Origin of the sequence: Cupriavidus basilensis (assembly GCF_000876015.1) — a bacterium.
GTDB classification, from domain to species: Bacteria; Pseudomonadota; Gammaproteobacteria; order Burkholderiales; family Burkholderiaceae; genus Cupriavidus; species Cupriavidus basilensis_B.
Window position 1 is genome coordinate 19,903 of the sequence record NZ_BBQM01000021.1, and the last position, 16,913, is coordinate 36,815.

The following is a 16,913-nucleotide window of genomic DNA, read 5'->3' on the forward strand; positions in this document are numbered from 1 at the left end:
CGATGCCTCGCGTCCCAACCTACGATTCCCCCCAGGTGCAGCCGCAGGGGCTGCCCGGCGCGCGCGTCGAAGCGGCGCCCGTGCAGCTGGCCGTGAACGCGGCCAACGACCAGGCGGCGCAGCTCAACCGCGCCACCTCGCAGTTGGCGGACACGACGTTCAACATCGGCCTGGACATGCAGCGGCAGGCCAACGCGTTGCGCGTGGACGATGCGCTGAACCAGGCGCGCGAAGCCACCATGCGGCTTACCTTCGACAAGACCGACGGCTATACCAACATCAAGGGGCGGGATGTATTCGAGCGGCCCAGCGGGCAAATGTTGTCCGACGAATACGATGCCGCGCTGACCAATTCTTTCGCCAACATCTCGGCCGGCCTGGGCAACGACGCGCAGCGGCAGGCGTTCCAGCAGCGCGCCAACGACATGGCCACGCAGTTCCGCGGCCAGGTCATGCAGCACGAAAATCGTGAGAATGCGATTTACGCACAGTCGGTAGGCGAGGGGATCATCGCCACGCGCCAGCGTGAGATCGGGCTGAACTACAACAACCCGGCACTGGTCGATGATGCCGTGACCTCGATCCGCGCACAGGCCTACAACATCGCCAAGCTGACCGGGAAGTCGGCCGAGTGGGCGGAGACGCAGGCGCGCGTGGCCGCGAGCAACGCCCACCTCATCGCCCTGGGCGCCGCGCTGGAGAACAACAACCCGGTGTACGCCGACGCCTACCTGAAAAAGTACGCCAAGGACATGGATGCGAACGACATCCTGCGCGCCAATGGCCTGATCACCAAGCAGCTCGATGCGCAGATCGGCACCGCCACCGGCGCGGCCGTGATGGCGAAAGCCATGCCGAGCCTGCAACCCACCGACGCCGCGCGGCTGACCAACCTGGTGATGGGCGCCGAGTCGCGCGGCCGGGACTTCGATGCCAGCGGCAAGTTGCTCACATCCCCGAAGGGTGCTATGGGGCGCATGCAGGTAATGCCAGATACCGCACGCGATCCAGGCTACGGAATCGCGCCGGCCAAGGATAACAGCCCCGACGAACTCGCGCGCGTCGGCACGGAAAAGCTGGCCGCGATGCTGAAACGGTATCAGGGGAATGTCGGGCAGGCCCTGGCCGCGTACAACTGGGGCGAAAAGAACGTGGACAAGGCCATCGCGCAATCCGACGCCGCGCGGAAGGAGGCGCCGCTCGCGGACGAGCGCTACCGATCCGCGCTCCAGTACGCCAACAAGATGGTGGACGCGTACAACAAGGCGCCCACCCCAGACGGCGCGAAGGCCGTCGCCGCGGCCAAGGCAGAGGCCGATGCGCTGGGGGCGAAAGCGAAGGCGGCCGCACAAGGCACGGACTGGCTGGCCGGCACACCGGCGGAGACGCAGAAATACGTGGGCGGCATCCTGAAGGCGTACAGCGCCGGGGCCGGCGCGCCGCAGAAACCGACCGAGGCGGAGCTCAAGGCGCAGGTGCGCGCGACCATTCCCGAGTGGCAGACCGACCGCATCAAAGCGGCCGAGAACGTCATCTCGAAGCAGTTCACCGAATACCAGCAGGCGACCAGGCAGCGCGAGGACGAGACCGTCGCCGCGGCGCAATCGGCGCTGATCGCCAACGGCGGTCAGTTCAGCGACCTGCCGCTGGCCATCCGCTCGAAGCTGCCGCCCGGCAAGTATGACGACGTGATGGGATTCGCGGACCGGATCGCCAAGGGGCAGGCGCCGCAGACCGACTGGTCGCTCTACTACACCCTGAAGAACGACCCGGCCGTGCTGGGAGGCGTCAACCTGATGGCGCTGCGCGACAAGCTGGCCGACAGCGAATTCAAGCAGCTCACGAACGAACAACAGGACGTGCGCCAGGGCAAGACGCAGGACACCACCAACCTGCGCACGGGGCGCGACTACCTCAACCAATTCATGCGCGAGGCGGGCATCGACCCGACCCCGAAGGACGACGACAAGGCCGGCGCCGCGGTGGTCGGGCGCATCTGGAACTCGTTTGAGCAGCGCGTGCGCGCCCAGGAAACGAACCTCGGCCGCAAGCTTCGGCCGGAAGAAATGAAGCAGGAGGCCGCCGCGCTGTTCACCGCCGTGGAGGTCAACCACACCTTCTGGAACAAGACACTGCCGGCTGCCGCGGTGGCGCCGGACCAGGCACTGGTTGTGCCGGACCGTGATCGCGACCAGATCACGCAGGCCCTGCGCGCCGCCGGCAAGCCGGTGACGGACCAGGCCATCCAGGACCTCTACCGCCGCGCCAAGGGCGTGTTGCCGCTCAAGACCAATGGCTGACCAGAACCCCTACCTGAGCCTCGTCCAGACCGACGAGAGCAATCCCTACGCCGCGGCGGCCGCAGAGGCGCCGGACGTGACGCCTGCGCGGCTATCGATGATGCAGGTCGCGGGCCGCAACCCGGATACGGAGGCGCGGCTGCAGGCCCTGGCCAAGCAATACAGCGTGCCGACCGAAGCCATCCGGCTCGAGCAACCCGACTTCGAGCGCCGCGCTACCATCGACAGTATCGACTACGCCACGCTGGCGCGTGACTATCCTGCGACGGCCGGCATGGTCGCCGACCCACAAAAGGCGGCCATCTCCTACGACGACACGCCGAACCTGTCGGCCATCGAAAAGGGGGTGCGGTTCCTGGCGAACTCGGCGCGCGCGCTGGGTGCCGCGGTGCCTGGGGCCAACGAGGCGTTCTGGGGCGTCGCGCAGGCCGGCGCTGACACCTTGGCGATGCTCGCCAGCCCGCTGGCCGGCACGGTGCTGCCAGAGAACCCGTTTGAGCGCGTCGCCGCGGGTGTAGCCGGCTTGCGCCAGCGGCAGGCCGCGGTGCGGCAAAGCATGATGCCGCGCGCGGAAGGCGTGCTGGAATCGGGCTGGTACTCGGGCATGCAGTCGCTGGGCCAGATGGGCCTGGCGGTGCCGGCCATGCTGACGGGCAACCCCACCGCCGCGCTCGGCATGCTGTCCGGCACGGCCGGAGGCCAGGCCTACGGCGAGGCGCGCGACAAGGGCGTGGCGCCGCAGGTCGCCATCCCGTTCGCTGTCTCCCAGGCGGCCATCGAATACGCCACTGAGCATCTGCCGGTGGCACGCTTCCTGACCGACTTCAAGGCCGGCACGCCGTTCTTGTCCATGCTGGCGCGCAACATGGCGGCCGAGATCCCGGGCGAGCAGGTGGCCACGGTGCTGCAGGATCTGAACGAGTGGGCTGTGCTCAACCCCGACAAGCCGTTCTCGTCCTACCTGCAGGAGCGCCCCAGCGCCGCCGCGCAGACGCTGATCGCCACGCTGGTGGCGTCCGGCGGCGCCATCACGACGACCAAGGCCGTGCAGTCGGCCGCCGACCGCGTGCAGGGCCGCACGGCCCAGGCGCAGCAGGCGGTGCAGGCCGCGGATGCGCTGGCGGAGGTCGACCAGTTGGCCGCGGCATCCAAGCTGCGCGAGCGCGCGCCGGAGTCGTTCCGGGAGTTCGTGGCCCAGGCTGCGCAGGATGGCGCGGTCCAGGACGTGTTTATCGACGCCAACCAGCTGCAGGAACTGGCGCAGTCAGGTGTCGACCTTTCGCCGCTGGTGGCGGCCTCGCCGAGCGTGGCCGAGCAGATCGCGGAGGCTGTCCAGACGGGCGGCTCGGTGCGTATCCCGGTGGAGGACTACGCGACCTACGTGGCCGGCACCGAGACCGGCACCGCGTTACTGCCGCACCTCAAGACCGATCCGGCCGGCATGTCGCGCGCCGAGGCGGAACAGTTCATGCAGGGCCGCGCGGACGAGTTCAAGCGCGAGGTGGAGCAGACGCTGACCGAGCGCGACGGGGACGCGGCTTTCCAGACCTCCCGCGCCGCGGTGGAGCAACAGATCCTCGATCAGCTCAACCAGACGAAGCGCTTCACCGAGTCGGTGAACCAGCCCTACGCCACGCTGATGGGCAGCTTCTACGCCGTCCAGGCCGCGCGCGCCGGCGTCACACCCGAGGCGCTGTTCCAGCAGTACCCCGTGCAGATCCGCGCGGAGAATGTCGCCAGCCCGGGCAGGATTTTCAGCGATGCCATCGCCGCCGCGCCGGCGGCGCCAACCCAACAACCCACCGCGACCGAGAACGGGCCGCTTGCCACTGCGCCCACCGCGCCGGGCGCGCAACCCGCCGCTGTCGCGCCGCCCGCTACCCTTGAGCAGGGAGCCGGCGGCCAGCGCGGTTCGTTCAACCCAGCGACCAACACCATCACGCTGCTCAAGAACGCCGACCTGTCGACGTTCCTGCACGAGTCCGGCCACTTCTACCTCGAGGTGCAATTCGATCTCGCGGCCAAGATGCTGCAGACGCCGGCAGCCGAGCGCACGCTCGGCCAACAGGCAGTGCTGGACGACGCAGCTACCCTCCTGAAATGGTTTGGCGTCCGCGATCTGGACGAGTGGTCCAATCTCGACTTTGAGGAAAAGCGCAGCTACCACGAGCGCTTCGCGCGCGGCTTCGAGGCCTACCTGTTCGAGGGCAAGGCGCCGAACATCCAGCTGCAGGGCGTCTTCCAGCGCTTCCGCGCGTGGCTGCTCAACGTCTACCAGAACCTGAAGGCCCTGAACGTCGAGATCGACGACTCGGTGCGCGGCGTGTTCGACCGCATGCTAGCATCGGCCGACGAGATCAAGCTGCTCGAGCAGGGCCGCTCCATGCTGCCGCTGTTCGCCTCGGCGGCACAGGCCGGCATGACCGAAGAGGAATTCGCTGCCTACCAGAACCTGGGCGTGGACGCCAGCAACACCGCCATCCAGGAACTGCAGGCGCGCGGGCTGCGCGACATGCGCTGGCTGCACAATGCTCGCGGCCGGGAGATCAAGCGCCTGCAGAAAGAGGCCGCGGCGCGCAGGGCCGAGATCCAGATGGAGGTGCGCCGCGAGGTGATGAGCCAGCCTATCTACCGCGCCTGGCAGTTCCTGACCGGCAAGCCGCAGGCGGCGCCCACCGAGCCGACACCGGAACAGGTCGCCTACAAGGAAGCTGTCGCCGAGTGGGAAAAGCAGCACACCGAGGCCGCCGATTCGGCGCGGCAGGAAGCCAAGCGCCAAGCCTGGGAGCAATCCGCCGAGGCCAAGGCAGAATACGATAGCGGCCGCGCGCGCGGCATGGCCAAGGGCCAGTTGCTGGCGCGCATGAAGAAGGATATCGATCTGGTTGTCGCGCGCGCGGTACTGGACTGGGAGCGCGCCAACCCGAAGCCGGAGCGCCCCGAGACCCCGGCCGAAGAGACGCCGGACGACCAGCATTACGGCAAGTTCGATCTGGAAGCGGTGCGCGCGATCGCCGTATCGAAAGAGGTGTCCGAACGCGTCAAGAGCTTGCGCATGACCGGCAAGGATGGCTTGCATCCCGACGTGGTGGCTGATCTTTTCGGCTTCAGCTCCGGCAACGGGCTGGTGCGCGCGCTCGCGGCGGCGCTGCCCCCGCGCGACGAGATCAACGCGCTGACCGACCAGCGCATGCTGGAACGCTACGGCGAGGTGGCCGACCAGGAAGCCATCGAGCGCGCGGCTGACGAGGCGGTCCACAACGACGCGCGCGCGCGCATGATCGCCACCGAGGCCAATGCCCTGGCGAAGGCGCTGGGCGAGCGCGAGGACACCGGCCGGGCGGACCGCAAGGGGCGCCCGATCACTCGCGCCATCCTGCCCCAGGCAGCGCGCCAGTTCGCCGAGAGCATGATCGCGCGGCTGAAGGTACGCGAGATCCGTCCGAGCCAGTACAGCGCCGCCGAGACGCGCGCCGCGCGCGCGGCGCAGGAGGCCAGCCGCGCCGGCGATCTGCAGCGCGCCGTGGCCGAAAAGCGGAACCAGCTGGTGAACGCCTACGCCACCCGGGCGGCGTTCAATGCACAGGAGCAGGTCGAATCCGGCCTGCGCTACCTGCGCAAGTTCGCCAATGAGGGCACGCGCAAGGGGCTGGATGCCGACTACACCGATCAGATCGACACGCTGCTGGAGCGCTTCGATTTGCGCCAACGCACGCTCAAGGACATCGACCGGAGCACGTCGCTCGCCGAATGGCTGACCGCGCAGCGTGAGCAGGGGCTAGAGCCGGATGTGCCGCAGGCGCTGCAAAACGAGGCCTTCCGCAAGTCGTTCAAGGACATGACCGTGGACGAGTTTCGCGGCCTGGTCGATACCGTGAAGCAGATCGAGCATCTGGGGCGGCTCAAGCACCGGCTGCTGACCGCGCAGGACCAGCGCAGCTACGAGGCCATCCGGGATGAGATTGCCGCCAGCATCGAACAGCACGCCGGCAGCCGCGCGGCGAACACCCGTACTCCGACGACCAACCTCGGCCGCGCGGCCGCCGGGCTGAAACGCTTCTGGTCGGCGCACATCAAGGCCGCCACCTGGGCCCGGGTGCTGGACGGCGGCCGGGACGGTGGCCCGGTGTGGGAGTACTTCGTGCGCAGCGCCAATATCCGCGGCGATTCGGAGACGACCATGCGCGCCGACGCCACCGCCGCGCTCTCGGCCATCCTGTCGCCGGTCTTCAAGCTCGGGCGCATGGGCGGCAAGGGTGTTTATTTCCCGTCCATCGACCGCAGCCTGAACCGCGAGGCGCGGCTGGCCATTGCGCTCAACACCGGTAACGCCAGCAACCTGCAGCGCCTGCTGGGCGGAGAAGGGTGGACGCTGGCGCAGATCCAGCCGGTGCTGCAGTCCCTGACCGCGCAGGAGTGGCGCGCCGTGCAAGCGATATGGGACCACTTCGAGTCCTATCGCCCGCGCATCGCCGAAAAGGAAAAGCGCGTCTATGGCAAGGAACCCGAGTGGGTCGAGCCGCAGCCGTTCCAGATGCAGACGGCGGACGGACAGGTAGTCGACCTGCGCGGCGGCTACTACCCGATCAAGTACGACCCGGCCGCCAGTCAGCGCGCCGAAGAGCACGCGGACGCCGAGACCGCCAAGCGCCAGCTGCAGGGTGCCTATACCTCCGCCACCACGCGGCGCAGCTTCACCAAGGCGCGCGCCGACGAGGTTACGGGGCGGCCGCTGCTGTATTCGCTCGCCGGGCTGTACTCGGGTGTCAATGACGTCATCCACGACCTGGCATGGCACGAGTGGCTGATCGACGCCAATCGGCTGCTGCGCTCCAAGTCGATCGACGGCGCCATCCGGCGGCACTATGGGCCAGAGGCCAAACAGCAGCTGAAGACCTGGGCGGCAGCGATCGCGGAGGGCGAGCAGGGCAGCGATGCCGCTGTCGACCAGGCGCTGTCGCGCCTGCGCCAGGGCGTGAGCGTGTCCGGGCTGGGCTTCAACGTCATGAGCGCCGCCATGCAGCCGCTCGGCATCACGCAGTCCATCGTGCGCGTGGGCGCGCCGTGGATCGCGCGCGGCGTGGCGTCGTACATCGCCAGCCCCATCGCTTCGACGCGGGAGGTCAACGCCAAATCGGACTTCATGGCCAACCGCGCCCGCACGCGCTTCCGCGAACTCAACGAGCTGCGCAACCAGGTGCAGGACCAGAGCGCCGCCAGGGAGCGCGTGGGGCGCTATGCCTACTTCCTGATGATGCGCGCGCAGCAGATGGTCGACATGCCGACCTGGTTGGGGGCCTACGAGAAGGCCATCGCCGACGGCAACGCGGAGGACCGCGCCATCGGACTGGCTGACCAGGCCGTGATCGACGCCCAGGGCGGCGGGCAGACGAAGGACCTGTCGGCCATCGAGCGCGGCGGCCCCGCGCAAAAGCTCTTCACGGTCTTCTACTCCTTCATGAACACCGCGCTCAATGCCGGCGTGGCGCAGACCATGACGGCGGACACGCCAGCCAAGCGCGCGCGGCTCGCCGTGGACTACGCGTTGCTCTACGTCGCGCCGGCCGTGCTCGGCTTTTTCCTCAAGGAGGCGCTGACCCCCGGCGGCGGGGACGATGATTGGGAGAAGCTGGCGCGCAAACTGCTGGCCGCGCAGATCGACTACCTGATGGGCCTGATGGTGGTCGTGCGCGAGTTCGGCGAGGCGGCCAAGACGGTGACTGGTGCCAACGATCGCGGCCGCGACTACACCGGCCCGGCCGGCTTGCGCATGGTGGCCGACTCCATCACCTTCGCCAAGCAGGCGCACCAAGGCGAATTCGATGACGCTTTCCGCAAGTCGGCTGTCAATGTGGTGGGGGATCTGCTGGGGCTGCCGTCGGCGCAGGTGAACCGCACGATCACCGGCGCGCAGGCCCTGGCCGACGACAAGACCAGCAACCCCGCCGCGCTGGTGTTCGGCTACCAGAAGAACTAGCCGGGTGCACTTGCCCGGCAGGACGGGTCCGAGAATTACGCCAAGCATGCACGGGGGGCGTACCTTGACTATTTCCAGCACCATCCGCAAAGCCGGACCCTACTTCGGGGATGGCGTCACGACTTCTTTTCCCTTTGCGTTCAAGGTGTTCAAGAAGCAAGACGTACTAGTCACTTTTACAAGTGCGGTAGGCGTGGATAGCCCATTGGTCCTGGACTCGGACTACACCGTTGCGTTGAACCCCGACCAGGACAACAATCCCGGGGGCACGGTCCAGTACCCCCGCACGGGGAGCCCGCTTCCTGTCATGGCCACGGGAGAGCGCCTCACGCTTACCGGCGCGCTGCCGGAGACCCAGCCAACCGACATACCGAACCTGAGCCCCTTCTTTCCGCAGGTGGTGGAGGATGGTCTCGACCGCGCGACGATCCTGATCCAGCAACTGCAAGAGCAATCGGACCGCGCAATCAAGATCAGCGTGAGCGATACCCCGCTGACTCCGCTACCGACTGCCGCCGCGCGCGCCAACGAGGTCATCGGGTTCGATGCTGTCGGCAACCTCACTCTCTACCCCATCCCTGCATCGGTCGGTGCCGGCGATATGCGGGTTGATCCGTTCGTGGCGGGGATCGACTTCACCCCCGGGGCAACCACGCAACTCGTTCTGTCTCGGCCGCCCGGCAATCCGGCCAATCTGGAAATTTTCTTCGACGGCTTCTACCAGGGTCCGGATCAGTGGAATGTCTCGGGGGCCGTCGTCACCTTCACGAGCCCTATCCCGGTCGGAACGCAAAACGTCTTCGCGCGGATCGGCACCACGTTGTCGACCCAGGTCCCGCCGAATCGCTCGGTGGGCGATGATCAGTTGCTGTGGGATACGGTTCTTGCGCGGCAGGTTGATTCCATCGCCGATATGCGCGCACTCGATGTTTCGGTCTACAAGACGGTCAACGTCCGCGGGTATTACGGCGCCGGGTCTCTCGGCGATGGGTTCCTCTACTACGATGCCACCGATACCACAACACCGGTCGATAACGGCCTGGTGTTCGGTTCGCTCATTGGTCCTGGCCGTTGGAAGCGGCCGGCAACGGATCGGGCGACCTTCTGCGATTTCGGCTGCGTAGGCGATGGCGTGACCGACGACAGCGTGCGCGCGCAGGCCGCCATCGACGCGATGAAGGGCAAGACGATCATCCGCGACGCCGGCCGCACGTTCCTCGTGGCCGGGCTGACCCTCAGCGGATCGACGTACAACTTCACGACCATCCGCGGCGATGGCAAGTTCAAGCTGAAGCCGGATGCCGGCGGCGCGACCTTCGGCGGCGCGTGGGTGGGCATCCTGTTCAAGGACTGCGTGGACGTCACCAGCTACCCGAACTGGGACGGCAACCGCCTTGCCATGACGCAGCGCGAACAGATCTTCTGCGAGGGCATCGCTGGCACCACCGGCATGCGCATGCGGCAACCGCAGTTCGTGGAGACGCGCGGCGATTGCATCTACAGTGGCCAGTCGAACTGGCTCGCGAACAGCGCGAATCCGCAAGACACCGAGATTGAGCACATCTACCACCGGAACAGCGCGCTGGACGGCCGCAACACCGTATCGATCATCGCTGCCGTTGGTCTTCGCATCGCGGGCTGCACCGCGCGCAACTCTGGCGGCACGGTCAATGGCGTGATCCAGCCGGGCGGTATCGACATCGAACCTGACTTCGGATACCAGACCTGCGCGGATATCTACATCGGGCCGTGCGACATTACCACGGGCGGCACGGCCGGCCTCGGCGTCTTCGGCAAATCGATCTCCGGCAACGATGCGAATCTCGACTGGAATTGCTTTGACATCCGTATCGCTCCGGCGAGGATCTCCAAGCTCGGGACTACTGGCTCCCAACTCTCTGCGGGTCCGTTCACGCGCGTGGCCGATTTATCCATAGAGGATTTCTATATTAGCTACGACGGTGGGGTAAGGGGCGCCGGACCGGTGTTTGATATGTGTCAGCGCGTTGATGCAAAGGTCCGCGCTAACAACGTCACGATTGGTGCCTTGATTGGCCCGGTCGGCAACGCTGAAGGATGCAACTTCGACATCACCGCGAGCACCTTCGATACTGCGATCGTGCGCACTACCGGCGTCACCAACAGCAAGGTGGTGGCGCGACGCGCGGGCGGCGCTGTCGCTGCGTCCACATCGTTCGGCGTGCAGATGCACAACCAGGGTCGCTCGGTCACACAGCAGAGCGTTACCTACACGGTCCACTGCCCGTATGACGGCGTGCTGTCGCGTGCGTTCCGCAATGAACCCGGCAACCTGGTGACCATCGGCGCAGGCGTACAGGTCCACGGCGGCGATTGGACGGGGTATCCGTCTGGGTTCGCATGCGATGCGACGATTCCCTGCGATGACGTGAAGGGGTGGACGGACCAGGCGGGCGTCCCAACAACGGGTTCGTGGGTGGCAGGGCAACAAGTCAAGAACAATTCAGCCGCCCAAGGCGCGGGGAAGATCGTAACCAGCTTCATACGCCTCAATACGGGGAGCAATAACGTTCTCAATACAGACTGGTCGCTTGCCTTCTCCACTATTTCCTAAATGTCAACATGAAACGCATCGCCACCTTCATCACCCTGGCGCTGTCTGCTGCGCTCGCGGCAGCGGCTACGCTCAGCCCCATCCAGCTGCTGAATCCTGCCGGATCTACAAGCGGCCAGGCCATCGTATCGACTGGCTCGAGCACGGCGCCGGCATGGGGAACGGTCACGGCTGGAACGTTGTCGCCGGTGGCTGCCAATACCGTCATCGCCAACCCTACCGCCAGTTCGGCATCGCCGGTTGCGCACGCGGTGCCGAGTTGCAGCACAGCCAACAGCGCACTGAAATGGACGACCAGCACCGGTCTGGCCTGCGGCACCACCTTTGCGCTGACCAGTGGCAACCTGTCGCAGTTCGCCAGCACCACGTCGGCGCAGCTGGCTGCACTCCTGTCGGACGAGACGGGCACCGGTGCCAACGTGTTCGGCACGTCGCCCACGCTGACCACGCCAAACATCGTCGGTACCGCCACAAACAACAACGCGGCCACGGGCAGCGTTGGCGAGTATGTAACGAATAGTGCAAGTGGCGTTGCGCTCACGAATGGTGTGTCTGCGAACGTTACGAGCATCACCCTCACTGCTGGTGACTGGGATGTGACTGGAGTTCTAAACGTTAATCCTGCTGGGACAACTAACCTTGTTGCCTATCAAGGATCGATAAATACAACATCGGCCACCATAGCCGGCCTGGGCTTTACATCCTCGATATTCAGTTCGGTGCCTGCCGGCATCGGTGGCCCTAGCCTTCCACTGCCAGAAGTTCGCTTCAGCTTGTCAGCGACTACGACGATTTATCTTGTTACAAACGTCGCCTTTAACACGAGTACATGTACGGCAACTGGCCTTATCCGCGCGCGGCGAGTGCGATAGGCCATGAAAACGTCGACCGCGGGCGTCCAGGCGATCAAGGTACGGGAAGGCTTGGTGCTTGAGGCGTACCCCGATCCAGGAACGCATGGCGCGCCTTGGACCATCGGATACGGCCATACCGGCCGTGACGTGTACAAGGGACTGCGGATCAACGAGGCGCAGGCTGACGCCTATCTCGCTGCAGATGTGGCAGCCGCAGAGCGGGTGGTGGCCCGCGCGGTAGATGTCGAGCTCACGCAGGCCCAGTTCGACGCACTGGTGTCGTTCGTGCTGAACGTGGGGGCTGGCGCCAAGGGCGTCAAGGATGGGTTCGTGACGCTCAAGAGTGGCCAACCATCCACCATGCTGCGCAAGATCAACGCGAACGACCTCATCGGCGCGGCGGCCGAGTTTCCGAAGTGGAATCGCGCTGCGGGACGCGTGCTCCCCGGGTTGGTCGCCCGGCGCGCCAGCGAGAAATCTCAATTCTTGACGGGGAAACCATGACAGACGATCAGACCACCTGGCTCAAGCTGGGGGCAGGCGTCCTTGTTGGCGGGCTGCTTTCGCTTCGCAATCTTCCGGGGAACAGGTGGCAGCGCGCAGGGTCGTTCATCCTGAGCATTGCCCTCGGCACGATCATCGGGCTGGCCGCTATCGAGTATTTCCATCTCGACATGCGCAGCTGGACCGCGGTGCTCGCTGTGGCGACTTCTACTGCCTTCGGTTTTGCTGTGGCCATCAACGCCATGCAGCAGATCCCCGAAGCGTTGAAGGCACTGATGCGGCGCTTCCTCGGGAGCTGATATGCAAACCATCAACCTGGTGGCCAACGCCATCATCTTCCTCGGATCGTTCTGGGCGCTCTACACCCAGAAGGTGCCGACCCGTACCGGCGGCGCCGTGGTACTCGCGCTGCTGTCCCTTGGCGCGCTGGGCAACATGAGCGCGCCCCAGGCTTGCCACAGCGGCCCGGAGATCGGGCTTAATGTCGCCGTCGCGATGGGGGTGCTCTGGGCCTTCTGGCGACTGGAACTGCGGCATCTGTTGAAACGGGGGCACGCATGAGCATCCTCGACCCGCGGGTGTGGATCGCTTGCGCGCTGGCGCTGCTGATGGCCTACGGCGGTGGCCGGTGGCAGCAGTCCCACGTGGACGCGGCCACTTACCAGGCCAAGATGACTGCTGCGGCACTGGATGCAGCCCGCGTCCAGGTCAAGGCGGTGGATGATGCCCGCATCGAGGAACAGCGCCGCACCACTGCCCAAACGGAGATAGCCAATGCTGCAACGAAAGAAATGGTCGGCGCGCGCGCTGATGCTGCTGCTGCCAACGATGCTGCTGGCCGCCTGCGCCAGCGAGTTGCCGAGCTACTCGCCACCGGTCGCGCCGCCGGCAATCCCGCCGCTGCCAGCGCAGGCCCGGCAGCCGGCGATCCCATCGGCATGCTTGCCGACGTGCTCGGCCGCGCTGACCAGCGCGCGGGACTCCTGGCTGAATATGCCGACAGCGCCCGCGTCGCCGGCCAAGCCTGCGAGCGGGCCTACGACGCCTTGATTGATGACGCGAGGCGCTGACAGTGCGCCTACTTGGATTGCAGGGGTGCGATCTTGTCGAGCCATGCCCAACTGGCGAACCGGTCTCCGGTGTGGCGCAGGTGGGTGTAGCGCTGAAGGCTTGACCAGCTCCGGTGTCCAGTGACCGCGGCGACATGCGGGATGGTCATGCCCATCTCGAACAGTCGGCTAGCACCTTCATGCCGTAGATCGTGGAAATGAAGATCCGGAATTGCAAGGAACTGGCAGGCTCGGGTGAACGCGGCGCTGATGGCGTCCGCATTGGCCCGAAAGATTCGTCCAGCTCTGTGCGGCTGCGCCTGGATAATTCGAAGCGCTTCTGGCGGGAGGTCGCACCACTGATCATTTCCGATCTTCTCTCCCGGGTGTTTCATGTCGCGAACCATGATCCGGCTGTGGGCCACATCAAGGTCCTCGAAGGTGATTCGGGTGATTTCCTCCTGCCGTCGCGTCGAGAAAATGGCGAAGGCCGTGATCGCCTGCATGTCGTTGCTGTCGATGCGTTTCGCCCGGATTTTCCCGAAATGCTCCATGAGCTTGTCCAATTCGTCGAGGGTGGGGCGGCGGTCTCGCCGCTTTGACCGGCTCACGGCTCCCAGCTTGCCGAGAACTTTCCGCGCATCAGACATGGCCTGCTCATTAAGCGGGTATCCCCACGCTGGCCGTGCGATAGAGAACACCGAACTGAGGTGTGCCATATAATTGCCGGCGGTCTGAGGTAGCACGTCCAGGCTGCGGGCATAGGCCACGATGTCCGCGCTGCTGATCTGTGAACAGCGCTTCTGGCCGAAATCCGAATCAGCGATCGTTCGTAGCACCTGGGCCTTCGTCCGGCCGATCTCTTTCGTCGATTCCTTCGTTACCTTCTTGATGACCTCCGCCAGCGTGGGGTCATCCTGTTTGGCCACTTCCAGCGCGCCAGGCTGCGATAGCTCCCGCTCACGCTTTTCCAGCCACGACGCGGCCGCCGGCCGGCGATCGAAGGTCTTGGCCTCCGTGAAAACCACCGCGCCGCCTTGCTTCAGGCGGATCTGCGCCGTGTACCCTATACTTCCGTCCTTTCGCACACGTTGTGTGATCGTCCCCATAGTTCCGGTGCTACACGAATTGTGATGGTGCTACATCGTAGCACTTCAGCCAAAAAATAGGACGAAACAGGCGGAATCAGAAGGAAATGGAACAGACCAGTAGTATCTCGCAAACCGAGTCCTTACAAGGGAATCAAGGCAGCATAAGGCCCCGCCGTATTTCCGTCGCACCGATGATGGACTGGACTGACCGCCACTGCCGCATGTTCCACCGGCAGTTGAGCCGCCATGCCTGGCTCTACACGGAGATGGTCACGACCGGGGCGCTCCTGCATGGCGACGTGAGGCGGCACCTGGATTTCGATGCGGCGGAGCAGCCGGTGGCCCTGCAGCTCGGCGGCAGCGAGCCGGCCGACCTGGCGGCGGCGGCCAGGCTCGGCGAGCAGTGGGGTTATGCCGAGATCAACCTCAATTGCGGATGCCCATCCGAGCGCGTGCAGCGTGGCGCGTTCGGCGCTTGCCTGATGGCCGAGCCGGAGCTGGTCGCGGACTGCGTGAAGGCGATGCGCGATGCGGTATCGGTGCCGGTGACGGTCAAGCACCGCATCGGCATCGATACGATCGAGCACTATGGCTTCGTGCGCGATTTTGTCGGCAAGGTCGCGGCAGCAGGCTGCGAGACCTTTATCGTGCATGCGCGCAATGCGATCCTGAAGGGCCTGAGCCCGAAGGAGAACCGCGAGGTCCCGCCGCTGCGCTATGAGGTGGCCTACCAGTTGAAGCGCGAGTTTCCGCACCTCGAGATCCTGATCAACGGCGGTATCGTGACGCACGACGAGATGGATGCGCATCTCGCGCACGTGGACGGCGTGATGATCGGCCGCGAAGCCTATCACCAGCCCTATGTGCTGGCCGAGGTGGATACGCGCTTCTATGGCGCGCGGACGCCGGTGCCGTCCCGGCTCGAAGTGGAGCTGGCGATGCAGCGCTATATCGGCGACCTGGTGGAGCAGGGCGGTTATATGGGCGCGGTCACGCGTCACATGCTGGGCCTGCACCGTGGCATCCACGGCGGGCGCGGCTGGCGGCGTGTGCTGTCCGATGCGCGCCGCATGCATGCGGTACGGACGCGCGCGGGGGTGGACGCCGTGTTCGAGGAAGCCCGCGCGCATTTGCAGCCGGGCGGCGACGTGTCGCTCGAGGCGGCCTGAGCGCACGCTGCCGGCCCGCCGCGGGTCGAGTTTTTCCTCTAACTTCGAATATGGTTTTCATGCAGGCGAGGCGCAGGGCGCAGCGACGGGCACTTGACCTCGCCAGCGGCCCGCTTTGCCGCGCCGGCAAAGGGATTCCCCTAATTCGTGCGGGGGCAGCAAATTCATACACTGTGCTTGCCCTCGAATACGGGGCTTTCTTCAACTGATTATTAAGCCCGCCTTGCGCGGGCTTTTTTTTGGCGCGGCCGGTGGCTAATGCCATTGGGTATTGGCGGCAATATGGCGCGGATTTTTGGTGTGGTCTTCCGTTTACCCTGATGGTACGAACGGGAAATGGCGTCTAGATTACTAGAGCCTTCAGGGCAATTGAGATCGCTAATTGGAGGGCCCGCGCTGCGGGCTCTTTTTTTTCGCCGGCCAGCGGTCCGCCGTGGCTGCGGTGGCGGTCCGCCGCGCTACTTCGATCGCTCGCTCGAAATGCCGATGTCCACGGTGCCGTAAGTGGTGATGCCGGAGCCGCTGCCGTCGCCGGCCGGGCTGGCACAGCCGCCGGCGAGGACGAGGACGGCACAGGCGGCCAGCAGGCTCCGCGCAAAGTAGTTCATGATGACCTTCCGGGGTCGCGGCGGATGCCGCGTTCCTGTTTGGGCGCCGGATCGCGGGGTTTGGTTCCTGGCCGGGTCAGCCGATGACAAACCGGTGCAGCAGCAATACCGCGATGGCGGGGCAGGCCAGCACCAGGCCGCCGACAAACGGAAAGCGTTGCGACCAGATGCCGATCAGGGCGGGGATCGCGGCAATCGGTCCGAGGACATCCATCAGCAGCGACAGCATGCCATTGGCATGAGGCCCATTCGCCGCCGCCGGCAGCTCGGCCGCGGCGGGCGAGCCGAACAGGCCGTAGGCGCTGCCGAAAATGAGAGCCACGAGGCAGAGGGAGGCTGCGAGCTTGAGGGTGTGCTTGGTGCTGGAGGTGGGCCGCATCACTGTTCTTCCGTGGGGCCGAGGGGCCGGCGGCGGGTGGTAAGGCAACTGGCGCGTCTCGACGATGCTTGCAAAAATAGCGCAATCTGCACCTATTCCTACTGAGACTTTTCTAATTCAGAGTTAAGCCGGTCCGGTTCTAGTGAGGCCGCCGCGGCTGCGTGTCGAGGTTGCCGTCGGCTGAGGTGCCGTTGTGGGCAGGGTCGGATCGGCGGCGCCAGGCAGTCCGTGACGGCGGCGCATGTTATGCGGACGATCTTGTTGTCTCTGTGGCTTGGAGAGGAGGCTGACGGCGCCATGCGCTCTGCGTGTCAGCATTCATGGGTACCAAATATGCGCTATAGATAACTTATGGCGATAGCACAGAGTTATTTCAGAAAACGCTTGCC

General features: G+C 65.5%; 12 protein-coding genes. 8 read left to right on the plus strand and 4 right to left on the minus strand.

From position 1 onward, the window contains the following. Positions 1-2: 2 nt before the first annotated feature. The 3 genes from KF708C_RS23335 to KF708C_RS23345 all read left to right on the plus strand — a co-directional run bounded on the left by KF708C_RS23335 (position 3) and on the right by KF708C_RS23345 (position 10,870). Positions 3-2,300 (plus strand): transglycosylase SLT domain-containing protein, encoded by a 2,298-nt coding sequence (locus KF708C_RS23335; protein ID WP_059413449.1) that lies wholly within the window; start codon positions 3-5, stop codon positions 2,298-2,300. Continuing rightward, positions 2,293-8,277 carry a hypothetical protein gene (locus KF708C_RS36510; RefSeq protein WP_059413450.1) on the plus strand — a complete coding sequence of 1,995 codons (5,985 nt, stop codon included), beginning with the start codon at positions 2,293-2,295 and terminating at the stop codon, positions 8,275-8,277. The genes KF708C_RS23335 and KF708C_RS36510 overlap by 8 nt, the downstream gene beginning before the upstream one ends. 64 nt (positions 8,278-8,341) lie before the next feature. Continuing rightward, entirely contained in the window at positions 8,342-10,870 is a 2,529-nt protein-coding gene (locus KF708C_RS23345; protein WP_156173930.1) for a hypothetical protein, read from the plus strand. On the opposite strand, the gene KF708C_RS35880 is transcribed toward KF708C_RS23345, so the two are convergent. Further along, on the minus strand, positions 10,860-11,441 hold the full coding sequence (locus tag KF708C_RS35880) for a hypothetical protein (protein ID WP_156173931.1): 582 nt from the start codon (positions 11,439-11,441) through the stop codon (positions 10,860-10,862). The two genes, KF708C_RS23345 and KF708C_RS35880, sit on opposite strands and share 11 nt — an antisense overlap. 304 nt (positions 11,442-11,745) lie before the next feature. On the opposite strand from KF708C_RS35880, the gene KF708C_RS23355 reads away from it, so the two are divergent. Genes KF708C_RS23355 through KF708C_RS23370 form a run of 4 tightly spaced genes read left to right on the plus strand, consistent with a single transcriptional unit; the run spans position 11,746 to position 13,298 of the window. Then, complete coding sequence (locus tag KF708C_RS23355) at positions 11,746-12,228, plus strand: lysozyme (RefSeq protein WP_059413453.1); 483 nt, start codon at positions 11,746-11,748, stop codon at positions 12,226-12,228. Beyond that, a complete protein-coding gene (locus tag KF708C_RS23360) occupies positions 12,225-12,527 on the plus strand; it encodes a hypothetical protein (protein WP_059413454.1) in 303 nt (100 codons plus the stop codon). The genes KF708C_RS23355 and KF708C_RS23360 overlap by 4 nt, the downstream gene beginning before the upstream one ends. Position 12,528: 1 nt before the next feature. Further along, positions 12,529-12,789 (plus strand): hypothetical protein, encoded by a 261-nt coding sequence (locus KF708C_RS23365; protein ID WP_059413455.1) that lies wholly within the window; start codon positions 12,529-12,531, stop codon positions 12,787-12,789. After that, entirely contained in the window at positions 12,786-13,298 is a 513-nt protein-coding gene (locus KF708C_RS23370; RefSeq protein ID WP_059413456.1) for a DUF2514 family protein, read from the plus strand. Before KF708C_RS23365 ends, KF708C_RS23370 begins: the two co-directional genes overlap by 4 nt. Before the next feature lie 8 nt (positions 13,299-13,306). Here the strand turns inward: KF708C_RS23370 and KF708C_RS23375 are convergent, their stop codons facing one another. Then, positions 13,307-14,386 (minus strand): site-specific integrase, encoded by a 1,080-nt coding sequence (locus KF708C_RS23375; RefSeq protein ID WP_059413457.1) that lies wholly within the window; start codon positions 14,384-14,386, stop codon positions 13,307-13,309. Positions 14,387-14,472: 86 nt separating this feature from the next. On the opposite strand from KF708C_RS23375, the gene dusA reads away from it, so the two are divergent. Further along, positions 14,473-15,537: a tRNA dihydrouridine(20/20a) synthase DusA gene (gene dusA, locus KF708C_RS23380; RefSeq protein WP_082079741.1), complete on the plus strand. Its 1,065-nt coding sequence runs from the start codon at positions 14,473-14,475 to the stop codon at positions 15,535-15,537. A gap of 458 nt (positions 15,538-15,995) precedes the next feature. Here the strand turns inward: dusA and KF708C_RS36515 are convergent, their stop codons facing one another. Next, positions 15,996-16,145, minus strand: coding sequence for a hypothetical protein (locus tag KF708C_RS36515; protein ID WP_020206101.1), 150 nt, complete (start codon positions 16,143-16,145; stop codon positions 15,996-15,998). A 76-nt stretch (positions 16,146-16,221) separates the two neighbouring features. After that, on the minus strand, positions 16,222-16,524 hold the full coding sequence (locus KF708C_RS23385; RefSeq protein WP_059413459.1) for a hypothetical protein: 303 nt from the start codon (positions 16,522-16,524) through the stop codon (positions 16,222-16,224). Positions 16,525-16,913: the final 389 nt, after the last annotated feature.

Bases quoted from the DNA above. Each gene is read 5' to 3' on its own strand.
- KF708C_RS23355 (WP_059413453.1), top strand. From the start codon at position 11,746: ATGAAAACGTCGACCGCGGGCGTCCAGGCGATCAAGGTACGGGAAGGC.
- KF708C_RS23365 (WP_059413455.1), top strand. From the start codon at position 12,529: ATGCAAACCATCAACCTGGTGGCCAACGCCATCATCTTCCTCGGATCG.
- KF708C_RS36515 (WP_020206101.1), bottom strand. From the start codon at position 16,145: ATGAACTACTTTGCGCGGAGCCTGCTGGCCGCCTGTGCCGTCCTCGTC.
- KF708C_RS23360 (WP_059413454.1), top strand. From the start codon at position 12,225: ATGACAGACGATCAGACCACCTGGCTCAAGCTGGGGGCAGGCGTCCTT.
- KF708C_RS35880 (WP_156173931.1), bottom strand. From the start codon at position 11,441: ATGCTCGTAACGTTCGCAGACACACCATTCGTGAGCGCAACGCCACTT.
- KF708C_RS36510 (WP_059413450.1), top strand. From the start codon at position 2,293: ATGGCTGACCAGAACCCCTACCTGAGCCTCGTCCAGACCGACGAGAGC.
- KF708C_RS23370 (WP_059413456.1), top strand. From the start codon at position 12,786: ATGAGCATCCTCGACCCGCGGGTGTGGATCGCTTGCGCGCTGGCGCTG.
- KF708C_RS23375 (WP_059413457.1), bottom strand. From the start codon at position 14,386: ATGGGGACGATCACACAACGTGTGCGAAAGGACGGAAGTATAGGGTAC.
- KF708C_RS23385 (WP_059413459.1), bottom strand. From the start codon at position 16,524: ATGCGGCCCACCTCCAGCACCAAGCACACCCTCAAGCTCGCAGCCTCC.
- KF708C_RS23335 (WP_059413449.1), top strand. From the start codon at position 3: ATGCCTCGCGTCCCAACCTACGATTCCCCCCAGGTGCAGCCGCAGGGG.
- dusA (WP_082079741.1), top strand. From the start codon at position 14,473: ATGGAACAGACCAGTAGTATCTCGCAAACCGAGTCCTTACAAGGGAAT.